The organism is Pseudomonas sp. NPDC098740 (genome assembly GCF_044760065.1).
In the GTDB taxonomy this organism is placed as follows: domain Bacteria; phylum Pseudomonadota; class Gammaproteobacteria; order Pseudomonadales; family Pseudomonadaceae; genus Aquipseudomonas; species Aquipseudomonas rossensis.
In genome coordinates this window covers 21,534-46,332 of record NZ_JBIWAM010000006.1, presented here as the reverse complement: position 1 = coordinate 46,332, position 24,799 = coordinate 21,534, and the positions used below count along the sequence as shown (strand labels likewise).

Here is a 24,799-nt window from a genome sequence, read left to right as displayed (position 1 = left end):
TGATTGAACCGCCGAAGCCAAAAAGATCGCAGCCTTCGGTAGCTCCTACATATCCATACAACAAAAAAATCTGTGGAGAACCCAATGAATTTGTCACTGCGTAAGTTTGCTCTCACCGCCAGCGCCCTGCTGTTCGCCGGCCAATTGCTCGCCGAACCCAAACGCCCGGAATGCATCGCCCCGGCCTCGCCCGGCGGCGGTTTCGACCTGACCTGCAAACTGGCGCAAAGCGCGCTGGTGAACCAGAAACTGCTGACCAAACCGATGCGCGTGACCTACATGCCCGGCGGTGTCGGCGCGGTGGCGTACAACGCGGTGGTCGCTCAGCGTCCAGCCGACGCTGGCACGTTGGTAGCGTGGTCCAGCGGTTCGCTGTTGAACCTGGCCCAAGGCAAGTTCGGCCGTTTTGATGAAAACGCCGTGCGCTGGCTGGCGGCGGTTGGAACAAGCTATGGCGCCATCGCGGTGAAAAGCGATTCGCCTTACAAGACCCTGGACGATCTGGTTCAGGCGTTGAAGAAAGATCCGAGCAAAGTGGTAATCGGCTCCGGCGGCACCGTCGGCAGCCAGGACTGGATGCAAACCGCGCTGATCGCCAAGGCTGCCGGGATCAACCCGCGCGACCTGCGTTACGTCGCCCTCGAAGGCGGCGGTGAAATCGCCACCGCCCTGCTCGGCGGCCACATCCAGGTCGGCAGCACCGACATCTCCGACTCCATGCCGCACATCCAGAGCGGCGACATGCGCCTGCTGGCCGTGTTCTCCGAGAAGCGACTGGACGAGCCGGAAATGAAAGACATTCCGACCGCCAAAGAGCAAGGCTACGACATCGTCTGGCCGGTGGTTCGCGGCTTCTACCTCGGGCCAAAGGTCAGCGACGAAGACTACGCCTGGTGGAAAGACGCCTTCGACAAGCTGCTGGCGTCCGAGGAGTTCGCTAAGCTGCGCGACCAACGTGAGCTCTTCCCGTTCGCCATGACCGGCCCGGAGCTGGACACCTACGTGAAGAAGCAGGTGGCGGACTACAAAGTGCTGGCCAAAGAGTTCGGCCTGATTCAGTGATCGCCTCTGTCTAGCGGCTGCGGCCCCCGTTCTGGAGGGCTGCGGCACAGGAGTTTCCCATGCTCTTACAACGCATTTTTGCTTCGATGCTGTTGGTGGCCTGTCTCAGCCTGGTGCTGATGGCCTGGCCCTACCAGGCACCTTTTTCCTACGAACCGATCGGACCACGGGCCTTCCCCCTGTTGATGCTGGGGCTGATGGGTTTGGGGTTGGTTTACATGGTGTATCGCCCCTCGCCGATCAAACACACCGATGACGATCCGCCGATGGATCGCGAAACCCTGAACAAAATCGGCCTTTGCGTGTTGTTGTTGCTGATCTTTGCCGGGCTGTTCGAACCACTGGGTTTCATCCTCAGCAGCATGCTGATTGGCATTCCGATGGCGCGCCTGTACGGCGGACGCTGGTTGCCCAGCGCGGTGATCATCAGCCTGATGAGTATCGGTCTGTACCTGCTGTTCGACAAAGTCATGGACGTGCCACTGCCTCTGGGCCTGCTCGACGTTCTGGAGAACTGATATGGATACGCTTGGTTATTTGAGTCACGGCTTCGGCGTCGCATTGACCCCTTACAACCTGGTGACCGCACTCAGCGGCACGCTGATCGGCACCGTCGTCGGCCTGCTCCCCGGCCTGGGTCCGATCAACGGCGTGGCGTTGCTGATCCCGATCGCCTTCGCCCTCGGCCTGCCACCGGAGTCGGCGTTAATCCTGCTGGCCGCGGTTTATCTGGGTTGTGAGTACGGCGGCCGGATCAGTTCGATTCTGCTGAACATTCCGGGCGAAGCCTCCACGGTGATGACCACCCTCGACGGCTACCCGATGGCCCGTCAGGGGATGGCCGGGGTTGCGTTATCACTTTCGGCGTGGAGTTCGTTCATCGGCGCCTTCATTGCGACCTGCGGGATGGTGGTGTTCGCACCGATTCTGGCGAAGTGGGCGATTGCCTTCGGTCCGGCGGAATATTTCGTACTGATGGTGTTCGCGATTGTCTGCCTCGGCGGCATGGCGGGTGATCGACCGCTCAAGACGTTTATTGCGGCGCTGATCGGTCTGTTCCTGTCGACGGTCGGCATTGACGCCAATAGTGGTGTCTACCGCTTCACCGGTGACAACATCCACCTCACCGATGGCATTCAGTTCGTGGTGCTGGTGCTGGGTCTGTTCTCGATCAGTGAAATCCTCTTGCTGCTGGAAAAAACCCACCGTGGCCAGGAAGCGTTCCAAGCCACCGGTCGCATGATGTTCAACTTCAAGGAGGCCGCGTCGGTGTTCTGGGTGAACATGCGTTGCGGTGTGCTCGGCTTCATCATGGGCGTATTACCCGGTGCTGGCGCGACACTGGCCAGCGCCGTGGCTTACATGACCGAGAAACGTATCGCGGGTCCAAGCGGAAAATTCGGACAAGGCGATAAGCGTGGTCTGGCCGCTCCGGAAACCGCCATCGGCGCTGAAGCCTGCGGCGCTCTGGTGCCAATGCTGACGCTGGGTGTTCCGGGTTCGGGCACGACGGCGGTGATGATCGGCGCACTGTCGCTGTACAACATCACACCCGGCCCACTGCTGTTTCAACAGCAACCGGACATCGTCTGGGGCCTGATCGCCTCGTTGTTTGTCGCCAACATCATGCTGGTGATCCTCAACATTCCAATGATCCGCATCTTCACCCGCATCCTCGCCGTGCCGAACTGGGCGCTGGTGCCGATGATAGCGATCATTACCGCCATCGGCGTTTTCGCGGTGCATGCCACCACCTTCGACCTGTTCCTGATGATCGGCATCGGCATCTTCGGCTACATTCTGCGTAAGCTGGACTTTCCGTTATCGCCCGTTCTGCTGGGCTTCATCCTCGGAGGCTTGATGGAACAGAACCTGCGCCGAGCCTTGTCGATCTCAAACGGTTCACTGGAGATTCTCTGGTCGAGCGGGATCACCATGGGTGTCTGGGCGTTGATCGCCGTGATGCTGCTGGTGCCGATCCTGCGAATCTGGCGCAAACGTGCGGTCGCCCGGCGCGTTATCGCCGATGTCTGATCGAACACCCTTCAAAGCCTGGTGGGGAACCCCGCTGGTCGGTCTGCTGGGCGGTTACCTGGCCAGCCAGATTGGCTGGCCACTGCCGTGGATGGTCGGCTCGTTGCTGGCGATCATCCTGGTGCGTTGCCTGACACCCTGGCAATTGGCGGAAATCCCTGGCGGCCGCAAGTGCGGCCAGTGGATTGTCGGCATCGGCATCGGCCTGCACTTCACCCCGGTGGTGATGGAGCAGGTCCTGAGCCACTTCGGTCTGATCTTCTTCGGTGCGTTGGTCACCAGCCTGTCGGCCGTGGTCGGGGTCTGGTTGATGCGGCGCACCGGTGAAGATCGCGCCACCGCGTTCTTTTCCAGCATGCCGGGCGGCTCCGGGGAGATGGTCAACCTCGGCGCGCGTAACGGCGCAGTGCTCAGTCGTGTTGCGGCGGGGCAAAGTCTGCGGGTGTTGGTGGTGGTGCTGTGTGTGCCGGCGGCGTTCAAGTATTTGTTGGGTGACGGTGCACCGCTGTCCCATGCCACTTCCGTTGACTGGCGCTGGCTGGCGCTTCTGTTCCCGACTGGCGCCCTCGCCGCCTGGCTCTGGGAGCGTCTGCGTCAACCCAATCCGTGGCTGTTCGGGCCTTTGTTGGTGAGCGCGGCGGTGAGCATTGGCTGGGATCTGCACATCAGTTTGCCCAACGGCGGCAGCCAGATCGGCCAATGGATGATTGGCAGCGGGTTGGGGTGTCACTTCAATCGGCAGTTTTTCCGGCGTGCGCCTTCTTTTATGGGACGGACCTTGATCGGCACGGTGCTGACCATGTTGATCGCCACGTTGGCGGCATTGGGGTTGAGTGCGCTGACGCATTTGGATTTGCGTTCGCTGACGTTAGGCATGATGCCCGGCGGGATTGCGGAGATGAGCCTGACGGCGGAGACATTGCAATTGTCCGTACCGCTGGTGACGGCAATGCAGGTGATGCGGCTGTTGTTTGTGTTGTTTCTGGCGGAGCCGTTGTTCAAGTATTGGAATCGGCAGCCGGATTCTGTCTGAAAGACTGAGTCGCCCCATTCGCGAGCAGGCTCGCTCCCCCAGGGTTCGCGTGATCCTTGTGGGAGCGAGCCTGCTCGCGAAGAGGCCAACTCGGTCAACGCATCAAACTGGCGGCAACCGCCACTCAATCGGCGTCTCGCCATTCTGCTCAAGAAACTTATTGGTTCGACTGAAGTGCCCGCACCCGAGAAAGCCACGATAAGCGGACAGCGGCGACGGATGCACCGAGGTCAGCACCAGATGCTTGGTGGCATCGATCAGTTTCTGCTTGCTCTGGGCATGTGCGCCCCACAGCAGGAACACCAGATGTGGCTGGTGTTCACTAACCACTTCGATAATCCGATCGGTAAAGTGTTGCCAGCCTTTGCCCGCATGGGCGTTGGCGGTGGCGCGTTCCACGGTCATGGTGGTGTTGATCATCAGCACGCCCTGGTCAGCCCAGCTTTGCAGGCAGCCGTGGGTCGGGATGTCGATGTTCAGATCGCGTTTCAACTCTTTATAGATGTTCACCAGCGACGGCGGCGCCGGTACGCCCGGTTGCACCGAAAAGCACAAGCCGTGGGCCTGTCCCGGACCGTGGTACGGGTCCTGGCCGAGGATGACGACTTTGACTTTATCCAGCGGCGTCGAATTGAGCGCGTTGAAAATCATCGGTCCTGGAGGGTAAATTTCCTTGCCGGCCGCGCGCTCCTCTTGCAGGAAGTTACGCAACTCTGCCATGTAGGGCTGGTCGAATTCGGCACGCAGTGCCTCCTTCCAGCTCGGTTCGAGTTTGATACGGTCGTCAGCAGTCATGGTTACATCCGGCAAAAACAATGGGACGAACCCTAGGAAAGCCCATCACGCTTGTCAATTGCTCTGACGCAGATCCGGCACTTTCCTGTACAGCGATCATACTGAACGCTCAAATTCCCGATCGAGGTCACGATGAATCTGCACTTCGAAGAACTCACTGGCACCGACGGCGCACGCATCGGAGTCGCCAGCCTGGATGCCGAAAAGTCCCTCAATGCCCTGTCCTTGCCGATGATCAACGCCTTGCGCGATCAACTGGACGTCTGGGCCAAAGAACCGCAAATCGTCTGCGTCGTGTTGCGCGGCAACGGTGCCAAAGCCTTTTGCGCCGGTGGCGAAGTACGCAGCCTGGTGGAAGCCTGTCGCGCCCACCCCGGCGAAGTGCCGCCGCTGGCCGCGCATTTCTTTGCGGCGGAATATCGCCTGGACTTCAATCTGCATACTTACCCCAAACCGTTGATCTGCTGGGGGCATGGCTATGTGCTCGGCGGCGGCATGGGGCTGCTGCAGGGGGCGAGCATCCGGATTGTCACGCCGAGCAGCCGCCTGGCGATGCCGGAGATCAGTATCGGTTTGTACCCGGATGTCGGGGCCAGTTGGTTTCTGTCCCGCCTGCCCGGCAAGCTCGGATTGTTTCTCGGCCTGACCGGCGCCCATATGAACGGTCGCGATGCGATCGATCTGGACCTGGCCGACCGTTTCCTGCTCGATGAACAGCAGGAAGAGCTGATGGAAGGCCTGCTGCAGTTGAACTGGCAGGAACAGACGCCGATGCAGCTCAACAGCCTGCTCAAGGCGTTGCAGCAGGAAGCGATCGCGCAAATGCCTGAAGCCCAGTGGCTACCGAGACGGCAGCAGATCGATGAGCTGCTGGATGTCAGTGACGTGCGCTGCGCCTGGAAGGCCATCAGCCAGCTGCGCGACAACACGGATCTGCTGCTCAGCCGTGCCGCGAAAACCATGAGCGAAGGCTCGCCCCTGACCGCTCATCTGGTGTGGGAACAGATTGCCCGCGCCCGGCACATGTCGCTGGCGCAAGTCTTTCAGATGGAATACACCATGAGCCTCAACTGCTGCCGTCATCCGGAGTTCAGCGAAGGCGTGCGCGCACGGTTGATCGACAAGGATCAAAAACCCCATTGGCACTGGCCAGACATCAATAACCTGCCGGATGCAGTGGTAGAAGCGCATTTCCACAAGGCCTGGGAAGGCCGGCATCCTCTGGCCGATCTGTAGGAATACTGAAATCCGGGCATAAAAAAAGCGGCGCTTCATGCGCCGCTTTTTCATGAGTGTTTAACGGTGGCCGCCTCGGCCATCGTGATCGCCGCGACCGTTGTGGTCGCCCCTTCCGCCACGGTTGTCGCGTCCACCATGGCCGCCGCGATAGTCGTTGTTTCTACCGCGGTTACGGCCGTCCCAACTGCCACGGTTATGGCCATCCCAGCCGCGATTCTGATGAGCCCGGTAATCGGCTCGTGGCGACGACTGGTAATAGCGTGGTGCCGGTTGATAAACCCGCGGCTGATGGTAATACCGCGGCGTTGGCTGGTAATACCGCGCTGGCGGGGCGTAGTACCGGCGTGGTTGCGTGTAATAACCGCCGCCACCTGAGTAGTAAGGCCCGCCACCGGAATAATAGGCTGGCGAGGTATAGACCTCGGAACTGTAGTAGCTGGCTCCTCCATCGGAATAAGGCACGCATGCACCAAGTGACAATCCCAATACAGCAATCAGAAGAATTCGCAGATACATGGCGGCCTCCTGGACCGCGAGTGAGCCACACCAGCGACGCTGGTAGGCGACAGTCAATTATTCGGTGACTGTCGAAAGATCAGACATCGTTTTCCAAATCTGGTGCGTTCCCGAAACAGATTGAAACAAGTCGCCGATGAAAGGTTTTTCATCCATTCGCCCGCTGATTAATGGTGGGCACCGCGATATCCACCTCCGTAATAACGTGGCGAATGTCCGCTCCAATAGTAGTGACGATAGCCGCCTGCGTGACTGGGTGGTAAACGGCGAGCAAGATCCCGAAAAAATGACCCGCTACCTCAACGAGGTCATGACCCACTACGGCGCCTACACCGCATTTTTCGTCTCCAACACCAGCCTCACCTACTACCACGCCAAGGGCGAACTCAAGCAGGTCAAAGCCACTGAACCCCGCGATGCGTGGTATTTCCGCGTGCGAGACATGGCCGATCCCTACGAGATCAATGTCGACCCGGACCTTGCCAACAAGGACAACCTGACCTTCTTCATCAACTACAAGGTCTACGACTACAACAATCGTTTCATTGGCGCGGCCGGCGTCGGTCTGACAGTCGATGCTGTGATCAAGCTGATCGACAAATACCAGCAGCGCTACCAGCGCAGCGTGTACTTCGTCGACAACTTCGGACGCCTGGTGCTCACCGGTGCCGAGGGCGGCCCGCAAGGCGCGAAGATCGGGTAGAGCCTCGGCGAGCTCGACAGCGCCGGCGATCAGGTGCTGATCGGCTTTGCACGGGGTCTGCAGAGTTGCCTGCGGCACTCCGACATTGTCTGCCGCTGGGGCGGTGAAGAATTCATCGTGCTACTCAAGGACACTGACGGTGAGACCGGTCTGATGATCGCCGAGAAAATTCGTCAGCATGTCGAGCAACAGCGTTATGCCTACGACGATAAGGCCTTGCAGCTGACCGTCAGCATCGGCCTGACCACCCTGCAGACCGATGACACCTTGCACACGCTGCTCTCGAGGGCTGATCATGCGATGTACCGGGCCAAGCAAGCCGGCCGTAACCGCACCTGCGTGGAAATGCTTCACTCCAGTTATGAATAACCCGACATGATCAAGCCTTACCTCTGCCCGGCGTGCGGCGCCGCCAATGACTGTAGCCTGGCCGACCCGCGAACCGCCGATCGGGCCTGCTGGTGCTACGGCGTCAGCATCGACCCGGCCGTGCTCGAAGCGCTGTCGGCCGGACTGCGCGACATATCCTGTTTGTGCCCCGGCTGCGCTCAGGTCGAGGCGCAGTTGCAAGCATCCGCCCTGCCGATCACGTAAGATGCGCGGCCCGTTTCCCACCGACCTCTAGCCATGCGCATTGACCGTTTCCTCAGCAACCTGCCGCGCTTCAACCGTAAGCAGGTGCGTCTGTTGCTGGTGGAAAAGCGCGTCAGGATCGACGGAAAAGTCGTCAGCGACCCTCACGCCGAAGTCCTGGAATTCAGCCGCGTGGAAGTCGACGATGAGCTGCTGCAAGTCGGCAAGCCTGCACGCTACTTCATGCTGCACAAACCGTCTGGCTGCGTCAGTGCCACCCGCGATCCGCAACACCCGACCGTGCTCGACCTGATCCATGAGCCGGACAAGGATGAGCTGCACATCGCCGGCCGGCTGGATTTCAATACCACCGGTCTGATGCTAATCACCAACGACGGCAGCTGGTCGCGACGCCTGACCCAGCCGCAAACCAAACTGCCCAAGGTTTATTACGTCGAGACCGAACGGGACATCGGCCCGGAGTATGCAATCGCATTCATCGAGGGGCTGTACTTCGCCTTTGAGGATCTCACCACCCAACCCGCCGAGCTGGAGCTACTCGGGGCAAAGTCGGCGCGGCTGAGCATTGTCGAAGGTCGGTATCACCAGGTGAAGCGGATGTTCGGCCATTTCGACAACAAGGTGCTGCGCCTGCACCGCGAAAGCATGGGCCCGCTGGTGCTCGACAGCGCCCTGAAACCGGGCGAGTACCGCGCATTACGCACCGAAGAGATTCAATTGATCTAAGCAGGCGACCGCTCAGCAGAAGTTGTCGAACAATTTACGAAAGATACTTGCGCGATGACGTGACCCCTGCTTGAATCAGGACGTCGGCCGAAATGTAACCGACGAGTCACAATATACTTCCAAGAAACTTTTTGCCGGTAGAGAACCCTCAGGTTCCGCCTCCACCGGCAGACTGCCCGCCAATAACAACACCCGTCGACCGGACTGCAATGGATCGACATGGGCCTCTCAAATTCCAGGCGTATGCCTACCTGTCACAAAGCTCGTGCAATCTGATTTGCACGCATACCCGCTTGCCAGGAGTCTTATGACATGAGGCCAGAAATCGCTGTGCTGGATATACAGGGTCAGTATCGGGTTTACACGGAGTTCTATCGCGCAGACGCCGCAGAGAAGACCATTATTCTGGTCAACGGCTCGATGGCCACGACTGCGTCGTTTGCACAAACCGTGAAAAACCTTCACCCGCAGTTCAATGTGGTTTGCTACGACCAGCCCTACGCGGGCAAGTCGAAAGCCCACAACCTGCACGAGAAACTGCTGACCAAGGAAATCGAAGGGCAGATCCTCCTGGAGCTGATCGACCACTTCGCCGCCGAACACGTGCTGTCGTTTTCCTGGGGTGGCGCCGCGACCCTGGTCGCCCTGGCCCACCAGCCACGACGCATCGAGAAAGCCGTGATCAGCTCGTTCTCCCCGGAGATCAACGCGCACATGCTCGACTACCTCGAGCGCGGCATCGATTACCTCGGCAGCCGGGACGGTGACCGGGTCGGCAACCTGGTGAACAGCACCATCGGCAAACACCTGCCGACACTGTTCAAGCGCTTCAATTATCGGCACGTCAGTTCCCTGGCCGAGCATGAATACGGGCAGATGCACTTCCACATCAGCGATCTGCTGCACAGTGATCGGCAGTGCTTCTTCAAAGCCGCGGAGAAAATCAACGTGCCGGTGCTGTTCATGAACGGCGAATGGGACGAGTACACCGCTGCCGACGGCGCTCAACGGTTCGCCAACCATGTGCAACACGCTACTTTCAGCACCCTGCAGGCCACCGGCCACTTTCTCGACATGGAACACAAAGCTGCTTGCCGAGATAGCCGCAACGCGTTGCTGGGCTTTCTGAAACCTTCGCAACACGAAAGTCGACCGCGTTATCACTACGTCCAGGACCAACATGCATTGGCCATCTGAAACAGCGTCATCGCGAGCAAGCTTCGCCCTACAGTGTTGAATGCATTTCCTGTAGGAGCAAGGCTTGCCCGCGATAGACCGCCACCTGGCTGTGTTTTGTTTCACCTGCGCTAAAGTCGTCCCACGCAAAGAAAAACTTCATTTCCACGCCCACATCTGGTACAAAGTCAGCCGCTCTGAGCGGGTGTCGTATAATGGCATTACTCCAGCTTCCCAAGCTGATAACGAGGGTTCGATTCCCTTCACCCGCTCCACTATTTTCAAGGGTTCCAGACGTGTCAGTTTGAGCCTTAGCGTGTTTGGTGACAGTTCCGGTGACAGTTTGCGTGTAAGCGAGCTGCTGCGGGAGCGAGAACCTGCCGCCACCCTCCCCCTATAGCCAGTCCCGTTTTTATGTTGAGCCACGGGAAACCGGTATTTTTGGTAAGTTTTTCCTCCCCCCTTCTGAAAGCTACGAATCACAAGGCTTGTAGACGATTTGATTAGGTAAGTTTTAAGTAATATCTAGAAATAACATTACCTTTTACCAAGGTCAGAAATCGAAAATAAAATATCTATATAAATCATATAGTTAGATAAAAATTACTCCCCTCCTTACTCAAAAAAGCCAGTGCAAAGTAAGTGCTCAAAACCGCATCGCGTGCGGGCTGCAGCTGGTTTCTCACCTTCACATACTTAAATTACTTGTTTCCCGTGGGTCACCTGAAAACAGGCCCTTGGAATAGCGCTCCAGGGCGCTCTGAAAAGAGAGGGTGCGTGTAGGGATCTGTAGGGTTTTCTCAGCCCCAGTTTGCTCAGGAGAGGCCCGCCGGGCGCTGCGGCTGGTGGGTTGCAGGTGTGCAGAAATTAAGACCGATTTAGCCCGCAGGCGTGGCGGGGGGACGACGGCGCGCGCCAGGTGAAGACCCATGCAGCCGTGCCGGCGCCGCCCCAAAATGGTGCGAGTAACGGCGTTTTCGTTCAATCGCCCCACAGCAAAGCCCGCCGAATGGCGGGTTTTTTTTGTTTGCGGGAATACATCTGGTAGCGCTGGAGCAAACCAGCCTTACTAATCTTCTGGGCGCTCGATGATGATCAACATGGGTAGAGGAAGGTCATTCTCTAGACGCATCTCTACAGTGACACTAGATAAATTACTATTGCATCTCTAGATTTTGCGGCGTAGTGTGGATCACACAAAGCCAGCCAAAAAGATACCATCGATGAGCCTAACCACTGAAAAACTCGATCACACCCCCTGCCTTGCAGTGTTCACTTGCAGAGGGACACAACGTATCCTGCGGGAGGGAGGAAGCAAAGCATGGCGCCTATCCACCAGTAATGCGTCGAAAATGCGCTACATCGTGTGTATTCAAAATCGAAACCTCGATTGGGGGAATGCATCTCACCCACATGGCACAGCTTTCTTAGTGGGCAAGATTTCAGGAGTTGAATCACTAAAGGAAGACTCCAATGGAGACATTAGAAAAATCGTAAACATCAGTGAGTATGCCGAGATTGACGTGCCTAACTGCTGGGTTGGTGGTAGGAATCCGATTGCATACATGAAGCTGAGCGACTTTGGCCTGAACCTCGACGAACTGACGTTCAAGCCCGTTCCTGTCCTAACTGATCTAGAACCCCAAAGTGACGATGGCCCAGTGGCCGAAGATGAGTTGGCTGAGGATCAAGAGGGGCTAACCATCGAGCAAGCCAAGAGGGGGCTGGCTATTGGCTTGGGAATCCGCGTGGAGCAAATCGAAATTCTTATTCGAGCCTGAGCCGCCAAGGCAAGCGGAAGGCCATTTCAGCCCTGCGCATAACGAACAGAAAGGCCCCCCACCCTGGGCGCTGGTGAAAATACTGCTAGCGCTTGATATCTTGAGTGCAGCAATCCACCAACGAGGCAAAGGCATGAGCAATCCAGGCGAGGACAATGTAGAAGGGCTTTACTATGCAGACGGGTACGCTGATGCCTGTGAAGGTAACGAGCCAGGCACGAGCTGGAACGGCGACGACGATACGCCGGACTCCTTGTTGGATGCCTACGACGCTGGCTACAACGACGGCAAATAACCGCCGTGCGCGCATAACGTGTGCTATGTAAAATTGGCCCCCCCACTTTCAAAAGGTGCGGGGGCCTTTTTTCTGGATGCTGTTTCCCACTCCCCCCTACACTGGGTGACCACTCCCCCCAGTGCTGATTTTACGTAGTGCCGGCCCCTTACTCGAAAAGGAATGAGCGCATGCCTTACGTGTCGCTGCCCCCCGAGCAAAGCAAGCTGGCCTTGCTGCAACTGCCGCCCGAGATCGACCGTCCGGCCAATGTGTGGTTCGACAAACTGCTGGCCGCTGGGAACTACTTGGCTGCGCGTGCGTTGCGCGACGACTGCCATGCCTTTACGGCCGCGCTGGAGCAGCGGCGCGAAGTCACCCGAGGCGAGGCCGATATCATGCGCGCGGCCTTTGACCAACAATGGTTCAAGCGGATTGATGCGCTGGCCGACCTGGAGTATTTGCAGGCGGTCGGGGGTGGGCAATGAGCCTGCCCTATCGCGGCCTGGTCGACGTGTTGTTGACCGGCGCGGACGGTAGCGAACACCGCGAATGCTTCCCGGCGATCCTCAACGAAACCATGCCCGGGCTGTTTGAGCTGAGTACCCCGCACCGTCTGCCGGCGGCACGCGGCTCGCACACGGTGCGCGTGACCCTGGATGACGGCCAGAGCCTCGGCGGCGCCGTCGGCTATGTCGGGGATTTTGGCCTGACCTTCAACCAGCCTCGGGGGGCTGAATGATCGGCGAGGCGATTCAGGAAGACGTGCTGCGCACCCTGGTCAGCCAGCACGCGGTGCGTGAATGCCTGGTGGCCAAGGTCGATGGCGGGCCGGCCTGGGGCCTGTCGATCCGCCTCGGCGGCAGCGGCGCGCGGTGGGTGCCGGTGCGCTCCAAGCGCGAGAAGGTGCGCACCTGGGCGAGCCTGACCGCCGTGGGCCGCTTTGCCGATGGCATCGGGTTGCGCGGGTTTGTGGTCGAGCTGTGACGGGTCACGGACACAAACGACAGGCACAAAAAAACCGCCGTTGGAGTGGCGGTTAGTTTGTGCGGTCCCCATTGGAGGTAGGGTTCGCAGGCACGCTGAAAGCGTCGACGAATCGACTATAAATTAGGTGCTAATAAATGCGCAATGGTGCATGCCACACAACATGTAGTGCATGTCCGCTTAATTCGCCGCTTATTTGGCCGTTTGCTCGTTGATTGGAAAGGCGAAGCGCGGCGAAATTCACCGGAAGTACGGCGAAATCAGTGGGATAGTGCCACTTGGGCAGCACGTGACGCTTTTTCGACGCAATGCCAAACATTGCGACGAGCTGACGTCAAGGGCTATCTATCACTCTGAAAAATAAACTTCAAAAAAACGTCAAAGTGCTTTTTTCTGGTACGGGTTTTGGAGTATTACGTTAGTCGGGGCATGCAATCGCCCCTGGCCTCTTTCGTCACGTCTGGAAAACGTGCCGGGATTTGGAAGGGCCGATAAACACCTGGCACGCTGAAAGCGTCGACACCTTTCAGTAAACCGTCGTTCTGCCCGGTAAGGGCGGCGGTTGTCAGGCTTCTTGAGGAAGCCGCCTATGCGACTTTTCAAATTCGCTCGCCGTTCGTGGCAGGGTTTCTACGCGCTACTGCGTATGCATCACCTGGTCGAATTGCTGCGAGATCACTTTGATGACCTGATGTAAGGTCGAAGGGTGGGCCGCTTCGGCTTCGGTCGAGGCGGTTTTTTTTGCCCAAAGAAAAGCCCCGCCAGGTGCGGGGCTGGGTCCGGCAGGCAAAAAAAAGCCGCCTTAGTAGGGCGGCTTTTTTGTGCCTGCTCGGTTAGTGGCCGGGCCGGCGGTCTCACAGGGAACGCGTGGTGTCCGCAAGAGAGTACAAGCTGGTGCCACCCCGCGCAATAATTAACGATTGGCGGTGGTCCGGCCGTCCGCCGAGGACGGCGGCGGGCAAGGGCTGGCGGCTTTTTGTATGTTTTTTGAACAAAAGCAACAATCGCCAAAAATACTGAAAAAAAATCTTATCCAGCCAAAGCCCTGTAAACCCTCGCTTCCACCGAAAAACCCCTCCTCTCGTCCGCTCAATGCGCGGATTCGTCCCACCACAGCTGGAAAAAATTCGTTAACATCGGGCCAGTTCCGCGTTCGGCAACTGGGGCAGATGACCAGAACCTGAACGCGAATTTGGACCTCTCAACACGGGCCTAGTAATCCGTGCCGGATTCATTCGGGAGGCCATCAGCTTAGCCGCCTCATAGGGAACGCGTGGTGTGTTCCCAAAGGCTCGCGTGTTCCGGGATAAGCGCGCTGGAGGTATGGCCCAACTACGGGAGGGCCAAGCATGTTGAAGTTCAAACGTGCGTGGGACTTCGTGGTGGTTTGTCTACGTGTGCATCACGTTTTCGAATTGCTGCGAGACCGCTTCGACGACCTGAAATAAGGTCGCCAAGATCGACCGCTTCAGCTTCGGCTGAGGCGGTTTTTTTTGCCCAAAGAAAAGCCCCGCCAGTGCGGGGCTGGGTCCAGCAGGCAAAAAAAAGCCGCCTTAGTAGGGCGGCTTTTTTGTGCCAGCTCGGTTAGTGGCCGGGCCGGCGGTCTCACAGGGAACGCGTGGTGTCCGCAAGAGAGTACAAGCTGGTGCCACCCCGCGCAATAATTAACGATTGGCGGTGGTCCGGCCGTCCGTCGAGGACGGCGGCGGGCAAGGGCTGGCGGCTTTTTGTATGTTTTTTGAACAAAAGCAACAATCGCCAAAAATACTGAAAAAAAATCTTATCCAGCCAAAGCCCTGTAAACCCTCGCTTCCACCGAAAAACCCCTCCTCTCGTCCGCTCAATGCGCGGATTCGTCCCACCACAGCTGGAAAAAATTCGTTAACATCGGGCCAGTTCCGCGTTCGGCAACTGGGGCAGATGACCAGAACCTGAACGCGAATTTGGACCTCTCAACACGGGCCTAGTAATCCGTGCCGGATTCATTCGGGAGGCCATCAGCTTAGCCGCCTCATAGGGAACGCGTGGTGTGTTCCCAAAGGCTCGCGTGTTCCGGGATAAGCGCGCTGGAGGTATGGCCCAACTACGGGAGGGCCAAGCATGTTGAAGTTCAAACGTGCGTGGGACTTCGTGGTGGTTTGTCTGCGTGTGCATCACGTTTTCGAATTGCTGCGAGACCGCTTCGACGACCTGAAATAAGGTCGCCAAGATCGACCGCTTCAGCTTCGGCTGAGGCGGTTTTTTTTTGCCCAAAGAAAAGCCCCGCCAGTGCGGGGCTTGGGTGAGTGGGCGGATTACTTTCCGCCGATCTTCGCTTGTTTGAGCAGGTCAAAAGACTCCTTGAGCATTTCCACCATCAACATGCCATGCGCGGCCGCAAACATCTGGTATTCGCGCTTGAATTCGGCGCCCGGCTTGAAGTTCAAGTGATCTTTGTTTTTGACCGCCGTGGGCCGCTTTGCCGATGGCATCGGGCTGCGGGGGTTTGTGGTCGATCTGTGACGCAAGTGATGGGTGTCAAAAAGCCGGCCCAGATTCAGGCTCAATAGCGAGCGCGCCTTTTGTTTTAATGGCGACCACCACAGCCCAGTAATTAGTCCTCCGTACTCGCCTGCACGTCAAAAGGCCTGAAACGGACGACCTCCTCGCCCAACCACTCATTGACCTGCTGCAGGCGAGCCTGGATCGGCTCCAGCTCGTTCATCGCCCAAATCTGCGCCGCCTCCTTGATCGAGCCAAAACCGCCGGCGTTTTGCGGAACGATACCCATCAGTTGAGGGGGAATCCGCAGCGCAGCGAGCATGTCGTCGCGGCTGATGTTTTTGATCGAGCCGAATTCGTCCTTCGCCGCCACTTCACTGACAGGGATCAGCTGGATGCCGTCCTTCTTCCCGCCCGGGGCGTACATGAACAGGTTTCTGAAATTGCCCGGTCCCTTTGCGGACTTCAGCGCACTGCGCAACGCGGCAACATCCGTCTCGTTCTGCGCGGTGTCGGTCATGTACATGATGAAACCGGCATGGCTGCCGTTGTTGTAGTACTTGCGCCGGAACAATGTGGCGGACTCGTTGAGCAGCGCGCTTTGCAGCGCTGGGAGCCACTCAGGAAGGCCGTAGATTTCTTGGTTTATGTCGGCCTCGCGCTGGTGGTAAACGGTCCCGCGCTTGAATTCGTACTCGTCTCGCCAGCCGCGCACCTGGTAATAGGTTTCGAGATCGGCACCACGTCGCATGTATTTGCCCAGGGCGGGCTGCAGGCCCAGCGTGCTGCGCAGCATGTTGTCGCGCCTTTCCAGATAACCGTTACCGCACCAGAGGAAATCCAGGGCGAATTGCTCGAAGGTCTGACGTGACAGCAACTTGTGGGGAATAAAGGTGCGGGCCAGCATGTTGCGTTTGAAATTCAGGCCCGATTGCAAAAACACGCTGGCCCGGGAGGACTTGGCCAGGCCGTCGAGGGACATCGGCGGTTCATACCACCGACCGTTCAGCCAGCACTCCAGGTAATCGAGAATCCCCCGCTCATCGAGTACTGGCGTGGGATCGCCGAAGGTGAAGGCCTCCATCTTGCCGCCTGTTGCCGGCAGCACCTGGTCCGCGATCGCAGCCGGGGCTGATGTGGACACCTGCGTGGTTTCGCTGCGGCTGTTGCTCATCAATAAATCTCCATGAAACCGGTATTCGTTGAGGTTTGGCCCTCAAGCGGTTCGTTATGTAGTGCGTGGAAAAGCGCCCAGGCGAGATCCGCGTGCCCAGTCTCGTCGGTGCGGCCTGCCGTGTAGGTGAACTGCCGGCCGCTGGCGGTGATGGTCTTGCGGATCGCCATCAGCGACTGGGCCATGTCGATCCAGCCGGCGTCGAACTCCAGACGTCCTTTGTGAATAACGTCGTAAGCCTTGAGCACCAGGCGCGTCTTGACCTCGGGGGAGTAGCTGAAGGTCGTCACGTTGGGGAAAAATTGGCGCACCAGCTGCGCCACGCCAGAGCCCATGCCAGTGATGTCGATGCCGATGTAGGTGACCCAATAGCGCATCGTGACCAGCCGGATCGCCTCGGCCTGTGCCGCGAAGTCCATCCCGCGGAACTGATGGCGCTCGAGCACGCGGAATTTGCCTCCCGGGACCAGCGGCGGCGCCACGACCACCAGGCCGGAGCTGTCACCGGTTTCCGCCGGGTCGTAGCCGATCCACACCTGCCGATCGGCAAACGGCCGTGCGGCGAAAGGTTTGTAGTCCTCGGACCACTCGACCCAACTGTCGACCATGCAGGGCTGCAGGACGTTGAGCGGGAAGATGCTCGCCCCGTCGTCGACAAACTGGCACATCAGCAGATTCGCGAAAGCGTCCGCGTTGTACTCGAGTCGCAGCTCTTCCAGGTCGAACAGATCACAGCCGCGCTGCTCGGCGTCGAGAATGGTGACGATCTGGCGCCAGATCCGGTCCTCGCACAACCTGCCCTGCTGCAGAGCGTCGTGCGAAACGTCGAGTTTCAGCCGCTGCGCAACAGGCTTGCCTTTGTTGAAGCGCTCGCCGGTCCAGAACGTGTAGGCCTCATGCGCCATGCTCGATGGCGTGGAAAAGTAAGTGCGTCGGTATTGTTTCTGCATCGCCATGCCACTGGCGACCTTGTTCAACTCGTTGAACTTGAAGGTCCAGAAGAATTCGTCGAAGTAGAAATTACCGTGGTAACCCTGAGCGGTTCGGGCGTTGGTACCGAGGAAATGCAGCTCGGCGCCGTTGGCCAGAATGATCGGATCACCGGTGAGCTCAACACCGCAAACCTCACGGGCGAAGCCTTGTATGTAAGCCTTGAAGATGTGCGCCTGGTTCTTCGACGCTGACAGGAAAATCTGATTGCGCCCGGTGACCAGGGCATCAATGAACGCCTCCCGAGCAAAGTAGTAAGTCGCACCGATCTGCCGGCTTTTCAGGATCGCCCTAGTGCGCTGATTACTCGCCCGGTACCAGTCCAGCTGATAGCCAAAGCAACCGTCTTTGAACGCCTCGGTCAGCTGCTCGATTTGCTCTTCGCTGAACTCGTTGCGAGCCGCTTTCTTCTTTGGACCTTCGTTGCGTTTGGCCAGATTGGGGTTGAGGTCGGTGTCGGTACCGCCGGCCTTATACCGCTCGATCCGGGCTTGGCGCTCCAGCTGACGGTGGAGCAGGTCAATTTCCTTGAAGTCACCACCGGTCTTTCCGTCCTTGAGGATCAACTGCACCAGGCGAGCTTCCAGGGCGCCACCGATGCGTTCGACGTTATCAGCCCGATCCCATTCATCCCGAGTTTTCCAGGCGTGAACGGTTTTTTCCTTTTCGCTCAGCATTTCGGCGATCGCACAGATCCGCAGGCCGGTCCAGTAGAGGAACTTGGCCTGACGGCGGTTATCGCGGATGGGAGTGGCGTCGGTTGTCGTCATGGCGGCGATGCTGACGCCTCGCGCGCGTGAAGGCGTAGCGATGTGCCATGTAGCGCCCGGACCTACAACTGGCGCTGATTGCTCGTAACAACGCTACTGCCGACGATGCACCTCAACGCAACTGCATTCAGCAGCATCGCTTTGAGGATTTCCCGACATGAAGAAATTTCGCAGCAACTGGTTCCGTGTCGCCGTTGAGGGCGCTACCTCGGACAAGCGCACCATCAAACGCAGCTGGCTGGAACAGGCTGCCAAAAACTTCAACCCGACCACCTACGGCGCCCGGATCTGGCTGGAGCATTTCCGCAGCTTGTTGCCTGACAGCCCATTCAAAGCCTACGGCGACGTGACGGCAGTCAAGACCGAGGAGGTGGAGGTCAACGGTCAGACCAAGCTGGCCCTATTTGCCCAGATCGAACCGACCGCTGATCTGATCGCAATGAACAAGGCGAAACAGAAGATTTACACGTCCATCGAAATCGACGACAGCTTTGCCGACACCGGCGAGGCCTACATCGTCGGTCTCGCTGTGACCGATTCCCCGGCGAGTCTCGGTACCGACGTGCTCGCGTTTTCAGCGCAAAAACCTGAAGCGAGTCCGTTCAAAGACCGCCACTACTCCGCGAGCTCGATGTTTACCGAGGCCGTGGAAACCGAACTCACCTTCGAAGAAATCGAAGAAAAGCCCGGTCTCGGCGCCCAACTCTTCAGCAAGGTGCAAGCCCTGCTCTCTGGCAAACAGGCCAAGGATGACGGCGAGTTCGCCCAGATCAGCCAGGCCGTTGAAGCTGTCGCCGAGCATGTCAAGGATCTGCCCGACCAGCTGGCCGCTGAGAAAAAATTCTCCGCAGACCTGAAAACCAGCCTGGACAAGCTCAGCACTGACTTCAACGAACTGATCAAGCGCCTGGGCGAAACCCAGGACCACAGCCAAACCAAACGGCCAGCCGCGACCGGCGGCGACGGCGCTGTGCTGACCGCCTACTGATCACTTCGGCCCCCTAACGAGCTCCACAGGAGAAAACCATGCGTAACGAAACACGGCTTGCCTTCAACGGCTTCACCAAACAGGTTGCATCGATCAACTCCGTCGGGTCGGTGGCGGAGAAATTCACCGTCACCCCTTCTGTTCAGCAGAAGCTGGAAACAGCTATTCAGGAATCCAGCGCCTTCCTGAAAAAAATCAACGTGCTGGGCGTCGACGAGAAAGACGGTGAGGCAGTGATTCTCGGGGTCGGCTCGACCATTGCCGGCCGTACTGACACCAGCCAGGCCGCCCGCAATCCTCGCGGCGTGAGTTCGCTAAAGAACGACACTTACAGCTGCAAAAAAACCGACTTCGATACCGCGATCCCTTACGCGCTGTTGGATGCCTGGGCGAAATTTCCAGACTTCCAGGCTCGCTTGTCCGGCGCGATCGTCGAGCGTCAGGCGCTCGACCGAATCATGATCGGCTTCAACGGCACCAGTGTTGCGGCGACTACCGATCGGAACGCTCACCCATTGCTGGAAGACGTAAACGTGGGTTGGCTGGAGAAGTACCGCACCAAAGCGCCTGAACGTGTCCTGAGCAGCGGCTCGGTCGCTGGCAAGGTCACCATCGGCCCGACCGGTGACTACAAGACGCTCGACGGTCTGGTTTACGACGCCATCCAGCTGCTGGACCCATGGCATCGAAAGCGTCCAGATCTGGTCGTCCTGGTCGATCGCAACCTGCTGCACGCGAAGTTCCTGGCCAACATCGAAGGCGCCGCCGACAACGAGAACGAGCTGGCAGCCGCGCGAATCATCGCCAACGGCACCCTGGGCGGCTTGCCGATCGAAGACGCACCGTTCTTCATCGACGGCGGCATCATGATCACGACGCTGAAGAACCTGTCGATCTACTTCCAGATCAGCAGCCGTCGTCGCATGACCAAGGACGAGCCGGAGCGTGATCGCATCGCCGATTATCAATCGTCGAACGAGGACTACGTGATCGAAGACTTCGGTCTCGGCGCCCTGGTCGAAAACATCGAAGAGGCCGCGTAACAATGGCCCTCTCCCTCGCTCAACGTCACCGGCTGAAGGCGCTTGCCTCGCAGGAGGCTGCTGCCGCTTCGCCCGCCGTTTCGATGGCGGGCGGGACGGCCTACGAAATGCAGCTGGCCCAGCTGCTGCAGGATCGTCTGCGCCTGAAACAGATCCAGTCGAACGAAGGCAAAGCCGCGCTCAAGTTGCAGCTTCTGCCGGCTTACGTGCCTTACGTCGACGGTGTTCTGGCAACGGGCAACGGCGCCCAGGACGAAGTACTCACCACCATCATGATCTGGCGTGTAGATGCCGCCGACTACAACGGCGCGCTCGATATCGCAGCGTATGTGTTGCAGCACAACCTACTGATGCCCGATCGCTTCGAACGTACCACCGGCTGCCTGGTCGCTGAAGAAGTCGCCGAAGCGGCGTTGAGCTCTCAGAAAACCGGTGGCGGATTCGACCTGGCCATCTTGCACCGGACGATGGAGTTGACCTCCGAGCAAGACATGCCGGACGAAGCCAGAGCCAAGCTGTATCTGGCTACAGGACGCGCCACGGTGGCTGGTCTGAGCGCCGATAACCCGGGCCAACCCGGTCAGGTAATGGCCGGTATTGAACTACTGAAACGCGCCATCGAGCTGAACAACAGCTGCGGTGGCAAGAAGGATCTGGAAGGCGCTGAACGCCTCCTGAAAAAGATTGCTCCCCCACCAGGGAGCTGACCGAGCGTACCCCGCAACCCCGGCGGCCCGGGGCTGAACAGCAGGTTTCTCTCCTTTCCTTGCTGTGACGCCCCGGCCACCGCCGACTTAGGGCTGAACCATGAGCGGATTTATTGCCACCGGCAGCACCGACGAACCCTTTGTCATCACCAATGACGGGTTCTGGCCTGACATCGATGTCGTCCACCTGCGATCCGCTATTCGCTTGGATGGCAGCATCACTGACGCACGCATTGAAGTCGTGACCGTCAACGCGTTGATCCAGGTGAACGGCGAACTGGCCAAGGTGAAGCTGAATCATGTGGAGAACGGATACACCACCATCGCGGCTGTGCCGGCGTTTGAAGTCAATGGCGAAAGCCACTTCATCCACCTTTACCGCCGTTCGATCTATTGCAGCGTTGGAGCTGAGCTCGCTGAGCGATATCGCAGCTACGACACCAGCGTCGACGGCAACAAGAACGCAGACGAACTGACACCTTCGGTCGATGAATACCGTCGTGACGCCCGCTTCGCCATTCGCGATCTATTGGGCGTCGGCCATTCCACCGTGGAGCTCATCTGATGACGACCTCCGTGTATGCCGCTCAGGGCGACACCGTCGACGCCATTTGCTGGCGGGTCTACGGCCGCACTGCCGGCATCACCGAGGCAGTCCTTGAGGCAAACCCGGGGCTATCAGATTTCGGCACGATCATTCCGCACGGCACTCTGGTAGCGCTGCCGGATATCGCGCCGCAAGCCCCGGAGCTGCAAATGGTGAACCTATGGGATTGAGTCATCCGAAATCGCAAGCACACACACCATCACCTTCAACCTTGGACAGCGGAATCACGCGCATGCCTGACAAACCGGATACATGGGCCTGGTTCGCTGCCTGGCTCGAACTGAACTGGCCTGCCATCTACTCAGGCGGCCTCGCCTGTGTAATCGCCGCGCTACGGATCATCTACGGCGGCGGCACCTGGCGCCGGGTTTTACTTGAAGCTCCGCTGTGCGGCGCCCTTGCGCTTTCGGCCAGTCATGGGCTCTTTCTGCTGGGCATTCCGGCCACCACTGGCCCGTTCTTCGGTGGAGTGATCGGACTGCTGGGCGTTGAGGGAACCCGCGCACTGGCCAAGCAATTCTTCAACCGCAAGGTGGATCAGCTATGAGTGTTTTGCGCCACGGCGATCGCGGGCAAGAGGTCCGCACACTGCAGCAGCGCCTTAACCTGCACGGCGCCGGTCTGGATCCGGACGGCGATTTCGGTGATGCCACCGAGTCCGCAGTGCGTAATTACCAGCGTCAGGTTGGGTTGGTAATTGACGGTATTGCGGGCTCGAAAACCGCTCTGGCGCTGGCCGGCGCCGATTGTTCGAACCTGCTGCAGCACGACCTGTTGGTGAAGGCGGCTGCACGCCTGGGCGTTGAGCTCGCCGCGATCATGGCCGTCAACGAAGTCGAAAGCCAAGGCAGCGGCTTCCTGGACAACGGCAAGCCGAAGATTCTTTTCGAGCGACACATCATGTATCGCCAGCTCAACACGCCGCGCGCACCTGGTGATGATGTAGCCGATTTGAAGGCCCACGCCGACCAACTGACTGTGGCCCAACCCAACCTGGTCAATCCGAAATCAGGCGGCTACGCCGGCGGAACGGCAGAGCACCAGCGCCTGGCGAATGCCCGACTGATTGACGATCTTTGCGCGCTGGAGTCGGCCAGTTGGGGCGCGTTCCAGGTGATGGGCTATCACGCAGAGCGCCTTGGATACGCAAGCGTTTCGGACTTTGCCGATCGGATGGCCCGAGACGAGAACGAGCAATTCGAAGCCTTCGTGCGTTTTATCGAAGCTGACCCGGCGCTGCTCAAGGCGCTGAAGGGCAAGAAATGGGCGGCGTTCGCCAAGGCTTACAACGGCCCCAACTACACCCGCAACCTGTATGACACCAAGCTGGAGCGCGCCTATCAGCGTCACGCTGCAGGCTGCCCCATTCCGGAGGCCGCATGATTGACCAAGAGCAAATCCGCAAACTCAGCCCCGCCGATGGCGACATCTTTCTACTGCCGGCGGACTCGCCTTATGACCTGGTCCGACAGCTCGGCGAGGCGATCACACTCGCAAAACCGGGCGTAAAGGCCATCGTCATGTGCGGCGACATGCGCAAACTCGATGTCGCCGCAATGAATGCAGCTGGCTGGTACCGAGCTTGAGCACGCTGCGCCAGGCGCTGTTTGGCGCGGTCTTGCTTGCCGCGATCGCGCTCCTTGTCTGGGCCCAGTCCCAGCGGATTGAGGTCGCTGACAAAAATGCAGAGCTGGCGAATCAAGCGGCCGATGCCGCACGTGATAGGGCCACGCGCAGCGAGGCGACGGCCAACCAACTTCAGACATCTCTGCAGGAAGAGCGGAACGCCCAAACCGTATTGCGCGGCGTTCAAAACCAACTGCGCCAAGGGCTCGCCACCCGTCAACGAACGATTGAGGACTTGAAACGTGAGAATGCCGAACTTCGCTTTTGGGCTGATCAGCCTCTCCCTGACGCTGCTCGCCGGATGCGCGAGCGCCCCGCCATCACCGGAGCCGCTGCTTATCGCGACTGGTTGTCCGGCCGTGGTGCCTTGCACCCTGTCGGCGACTAAACCGGACAAGAACGGCGCCCTACTCAACGACCAGGACGTCACCGAGAACGACTGGGCGCAATGCGCTGCGCAGGTCGATATGGTTTACCAGCATCAGCAGACCCAGGCGGGTAAACCATGAACAAACCAGAATCGCTACGCGCTCACCTGCTCGCCTCGGTACCGGATTTAAAGAAAAACCCCGACCGCATGATGGTATTCATCGACAAAGGCACCATGCGCAGTACCGCTGCCTTTGGTCTGTCGTTCGAATACAGCTACACGCTGAACCTGATCTTCACGGATTACGCTGGCCATCCCGACGCCATCGCCATTCCCCTGTTCGCTTGGATCCTGGTGAATCAGCGCGAGCTGATGGAGAACGTCGACCGCAGCAAAACTGCCGTCGCCTTCGAAGCCGATCTCCTGGACAACAGCAAGGTCGACCTGTCGATCAAATTGCCACTCACTGAACGTGTGATCGTCAAACGCCAGGACGACGGCAACCTGGTCGTCAATCATCCACCAGAGCCAGTGGTCGACGATGATCCGTTTACCATGCCTGGGCTTGAGCTATGGACTGCCGGCGGCGAATTCATCGCGCGGTGGGAAAAACCATGAGCAACGACCTGCAGGCACTGGAAACTTGGGTTTCAGTGTTGTTGGCCAAACTGGAAGAGGGTGAACGCCGCAAGCTGCTTGGTGCGATCGCCCGGGATCTACGTCGAAGTCAGTCGAAACGCATCACCACGCAGCGCAATCCTGATGGTTCGGCGTTCTCCCCTCGCAAGCCAAAGGACCTGCGTGGAAAAAAAGGCCGGATCAAGGGCAAGATGTTCGGCAAGTTGAAAACGGCCCGTTACCTGCGCACCGAAAGCGCAGCAAACGGTATTTCGGTCGGATTTGTTGGGCGTGTGAGCCGCATTGCCCGGGTTCACCAGTACGGCCTCAAGGATCGACCAGAACGCGGCCAAGCGGATGTGCAATACGAAACACGGCAGCTGCTGGGATTCAGCGGCGACGAGCTGGAAAACATCCGAAATCTGTTCATCGATCACCTTGCCGGCTGACCTTCTCCTGTACGCACTCGCGCTACAGCCCACCGCCGATGCAGCTCGCACGCGCG

The 24,799-nt window shown here is 58.7% G+C and carries 30 protein-coding genes, 1 tRNA gene and 1 pseudogene; 27 read left to right on the top strand and 5 right to left on the bottom strand.

The window, feature by feature from the left end; all coding sequences use genetic code 11:
* Positions 1–84: 84 nt before the first annotated feature.
* Genes ACIQU2_RS09410 through ACIQU2_RS09395 form a run of 4 tightly spaced genes read left to right on the top strand, consistent with a single transcriptional unit; the run spans position 85 to position 4,129 of the window.
* Complete coding sequence (locus ACIQU2_RS09410; RefSeq protein WP_347803648.1) at positions 85–1,062, top strand: tripartite tricarboxylate transporter substrate binding protein; 978 nt, start codon at positions 85–87, stop codon at positions 1,060–1,062.
* 59 nt (positions 1,063–1,121) lie between these two features.
* A complete protein-coding gene (locus ACIQU2_RS09405; protein WP_347803649.1) occupies positions 1,122–1,580 on the top strand; it encodes a tripartite tricarboxylate transporter TctB family protein in 459 nt (152 codons plus the stop codon).
* A 1-nt stretch (position 1,581) separates the two neighbouring features.
* On the top strand, positions 1,582–3,096 hold the full coding sequence (locus ACIQU2_RS09400) for a tripartite tricarboxylate transporter permease (protein ID WP_403140154.1): 1,515 nt from the start codon (positions 1,582–1,584) through the stop codon (positions 3,094–3,096).
* Positions 3,089–4,129, top strand: a complete 1,041-nt coding sequence (locus ACIQU2_RS09395) for an AbrB family transcriptional regulator (RefSeq protein ID WP_403140153.1) — start codon at positions 3,089–3,091, stop codon at positions 4,127–4,129. The genes ACIQU2_RS09400 and ACIQU2_RS09395 overlap by 8 nt, the downstream gene beginning before the upstream one ends.
* A 102-nt stretch (positions 4,130–4,231) precedes the next feature.
* Here the strand turns inward: ACIQU2_RS09395 and ung are convergent, their stop codons facing one another.
* Positions 4,232–4,924: a uracil-DNA glycosylase gene (gene ung / locus ACIQU2_RS09390; protein ID WP_403140152.1), complete on the bottom strand. Its 693-nt coding sequence runs from the start codon at positions 4,922–4,924 to the stop codon at positions 4,232–4,234.
* Between the two features lie 132 nt (positions 4,925–5,056).
* On the opposite strand from ung, the gene ACIQU2_RS09385 reads away from it, so the two are divergent.
* Positions 5,057–6,160, top strand: a complete 1,104-nt coding sequence (locus ACIQU2_RS09385; RefSeq protein ID WP_403140150.1) for an enoyl-CoA hydratase/isomerase family protein — start codon at positions 5,057–5,059, stop codon at positions 6,158–6,160.
* A 60-nt stretch (positions 6,161–6,220) separates the two neighbouring features.
* Here the strand turns inward: ACIQU2_RS09385 and ACIQU2_RS09380 are convergent, their stop codons facing one another.
* On the bottom strand, positions 6,221–6,679 hold the full coding sequence (locus ACIQU2_RS09380; protein ID WP_347803654.1) for a hypothetical protein: 459 nt from the start codon (positions 6,677–6,679) through the stop codon (positions 6,221–6,223).
* A gap of 214 nt (positions 6,680–6,893) precedes the next feature.
* On the opposite strand from ACIQU2_RS09380, the pseudogene ACIQU2_RS09375 reads away from it, so the two are divergent.
* The 10 genes and pseudogenes from ACIQU2_RS09375 to ACIQU2_RS09330 all read left to right on the top strand — a co-directional run.
* Positions 6,894–7,751 (top strand): annotated as a pseudogene (locus tag ACIQU2_RS09375) (diguanylate cyclase); the annotation flags it as partial.
* Positions 7,752–7,757: 6 nt separating this feature from the next.
* Complete coding sequence (locus ACIQU2_RS09370; protein WP_403140149.1) at positions 7,758–7,976, top strand: cysteine-rich CWC family protein; 219 nt, start codon at positions 7,758–7,760, stop codon at positions 7,974–7,976.
* A gap of 33 nt (positions 7,977–8,009) precedes the next feature.
* Positions 8,010–8,702 carry a pseudouridine synthase gene (locus tag ACIQU2_RS09365; RefSeq protein ID WP_347803656.1) on the top strand — a complete coding sequence of 231 codons (693 nt, stop codon included), beginning with the start codon at positions 8,010–8,012 and terminating at the stop codon, positions 8,700–8,702.
* A 312-nt stretch (positions 8,703–9,014) separates the two neighbouring features.
* Positions 9,015–9,899: an alpha/beta fold hydrolase gene (locus ACIQU2_RS09360; RefSeq protein WP_403140146.1), complete on the top strand. Its 885-nt coding sequence runs from the start codon at positions 9,015–9,017 to the stop codon at positions 9,897–9,899.
* Positions 9,900–10,079: 180 nt separating this feature from the next.
* Positions 10,080–10,153: transfer RNA gene (locus tag ACIQU2_RS09355), tRNA-Gly, on the top strand.
* A gap of 948 nt (positions 10,154–11,101) precedes the next feature.
* Complete coding sequence (locus tag ACIQU2_RS09350) at positions 11,102–11,659, top strand: hypothetical protein (RefSeq protein ID WP_403140145.1); 558 nt, start codon at positions 11,102–11,104, stop codon at positions 11,657–11,659.
* 133 nt (positions 11,660–11,792) lie between these two features.
* The gene (locus ACIQU2_RS09345) at positions 11,793–11,954 is read left to right on the top strand and encodes a hypothetical protein (RefSeq protein WP_403140144.1); all 162 of its coding nucleotides are present in this window, start codon (positions 11,793–11,795) and stop codon (positions 11,952–11,954) included.
* Positions 11,955–12,124: 170 nt separating this feature from the next.
* Positions 12,125–12,421, top strand: coding sequence for a hypothetical protein (locus ACIQU2_RS09340; protein WP_403140142.1), 297 nt, complete (start codon positions 12,125–12,127; stop codon positions 12,419–12,421).
* Complete coding sequence (locus tag ACIQU2_RS09335; RefSeq protein ID WP_403140140.1) at positions 12,418–12,675, top strand: hypothetical protein; 258 nt, start codon at positions 12,418–12,420, stop codon at positions 12,673–12,675. The genes ACIQU2_RS09340 and ACIQU2_RS09335 overlap by 4 nt, the downstream gene beginning before the upstream one ends.
* A complete protein-coding gene (locus ACIQU2_RS09330) occupies positions 12,672–12,920 on the top strand; it encodes a hypothetical protein (RefSeq protein ID WP_403140139.1) in 249 nt (82 codons plus the stop codon). The genes ACIQU2_RS09335 and ACIQU2_RS09330 overlap by 4 nt, the downstream gene beginning before the upstream one ends.
* Positions 12,921–15,214: 2,294 nt before the next feature.
* Here the strand turns inward: ACIQU2_RS09330 and ACIQU2_RS09325 are convergent.
* The 3 genes from ACIQU2_RS09325 to ACIQU2_RS09315 are packed head-to-tail and all read right to left on the bottom strand — an operon-like array spanning position 15,215 to position 18,335.
* On the bottom strand, positions 15,215–15,466 hold the full coding sequence (locus ACIQU2_RS09325; RefSeq protein WP_403140138.1) for a hypothetical protein: 252 nt from the start codon (positions 15,464–15,466) through the stop codon (positions 15,215–15,217).
* 47 nt (positions 15,467–15,513) lie between these two features.
* A complete protein-coding gene (locus tag ACIQU2_RS09320; RefSeq protein WP_403140136.1) occupies positions 15,514–16,575 on the bottom strand; it encodes a phage portal protein in 1,062 nt (353 codons plus the stop codon).
* Positions 16,575–18,335, bottom strand: coding sequence for a terminase ATPase subunit family protein (locus ACIQU2_RS09315; RefSeq protein WP_403140135.1), 1,761 nt, complete (start codon positions 18,333–18,335; stop codon positions 16,575–16,577). Before ACIQU2_RS09315 ends, ACIQU2_RS09320 begins: the two co-directional genes overlap by 1 nt.
* Before the next feature lie 157 nt (positions 18,336–18,492).
* On the opposite strand from ACIQU2_RS09315, the gene ACIQU2_RS09310 reads away from it, so the two are divergent.
* The 12 genes from ACIQU2_RS09310 (at position 18,493) to ACIQU2_RS09255 (ending at position 24,743) form a co-directional block, all read left to right on the top strand.
* Positions 18,493–19,323, top strand: a complete 831-nt coding sequence (locus ACIQU2_RS09310; protein WP_403140133.1) for a GPO family capsid scaffolding protein — start codon at positions 18,493–18,495, stop codon at positions 19,321–19,323.
* 38 nt (positions 19,324–19,361) lie between these two features.
* Positions 19,362–20,366 carry a phage major capsid protein, P2 family gene (locus ACIQU2_RS09305; RefSeq protein ID WP_403140131.1) on the top strand — a complete coding sequence of 335 codons (1,005 nt, stop codon included), beginning with the start codon at positions 19,362–19,364 and terminating at the stop codon, positions 20,364–20,366.
* 2 nt (positions 20,367–20,368) lie between these two features.
* On the top strand, positions 20,369–21,073 hold the full coding sequence (locus ACIQU2_RS09300) for a terminase endonuclease subunit (protein ID WP_403140129.1): 705 nt from the start codon (positions 20,369–20,371) through the stop codon (positions 21,071–21,073).
* A gap of 100 nt (positions 21,074–21,173) precedes the next feature.
* Positions 21,174–21,638, top strand: coding sequence for a head completion/stabilization protein (locus ACIQU2_RS09295; protein WP_033039920.1), 465 nt, complete (start codon positions 21,174–21,176; stop codon positions 21,636–21,638).
* Positions 21,638–21,850, top strand: coding sequence for a tail protein X (locus tag ACIQU2_RS09290; protein WP_076383323.1), 213 nt, complete (start codon positions 21,638–21,640; stop codon positions 21,848–21,850). Before ACIQU2_RS09295 ends, ACIQU2_RS09290 begins: the two co-directional genes overlap by 1 nt.
* A gap of 62 nt (positions 21,851–21,912) precedes the next feature.
* A complete protein-coding gene (locus ACIQU2_RS09285; RefSeq protein ID WP_403140126.1) occupies positions 21,913–22,227 on the top strand; it encodes a phage holin, lambda family in 315 nt (104 codons plus the stop codon).
* Positions 22,224–23,063 carry an N-acetylmuramidase domain-containing protein gene (locus ACIQU2_RS09280; protein WP_403140124.1) on the top strand — a complete coding sequence of 280 codons (840 nt, stop codon included), beginning with the start codon at positions 22,224–22,226 and terminating at the stop codon, positions 23,061–23,063. The genes ACIQU2_RS09285 and ACIQU2_RS09280 overlap by 4 nt, the downstream gene beginning before the upstream one ends.
* Complete coding sequence (locus tag ACIQU2_RS09275) at positions 23,060–23,266, top strand: hypothetical protein (protein WP_403140123.1); 207 nt, start codon at positions 23,060–23,062, stop codon at positions 23,264–23,266. The genes ACIQU2_RS09280 and ACIQU2_RS09275 overlap by 4 nt, the downstream gene beginning before the upstream one ends.
* Entirely contained in the window at positions 23,263–23,694 is a 432-nt protein-coding gene (gene lysB / locus ACIQU2_RS09270; protein ID WP_403140121.1) for an Rz-like lysis system protein LysB, read from the top strand. The genes ACIQU2_RS09275 and lysB overlap by 4 nt, the downstream gene beginning before the upstream one ends.
* Complete coding sequence (lysC, locus tag ACIQU2_RS09265; protein ID WP_403140391.1) at positions 23,579–23,815, top strand: Rz1-like lysis system protein LysC; 237 nt, start codon at positions 23,579–23,581, stop codon at positions 23,813–23,815. The genes lysB and lysC overlap by 116 nt, the downstream gene beginning before the upstream one ends.
* Positions 23,812–24,294, top strand: coding sequence for a phage tail protein (locus tag ACIQU2_RS09260; RefSeq protein WP_403140120.1), 483 nt, complete (start codon positions 23,812–23,814; stop codon positions 24,292–24,294). Before lysC ends, ACIQU2_RS09260 begins: the two co-directional genes overlap by 4 nt.
* A complete protein-coding gene (locus tag ACIQU2_RS09255; RefSeq protein ID WP_403140118.1) occupies positions 24,291–24,743 on the top strand; it encodes a phage virion morphogenesis protein in 453 nt (150 codons plus the stop codon). Before ACIQU2_RS09260 ends, ACIQU2_RS09255 begins: the two co-directional genes overlap by 4 nt.
* The last annotated feature ends 56 nt before the right edge of the window (positions 24,744–24,799 follow it).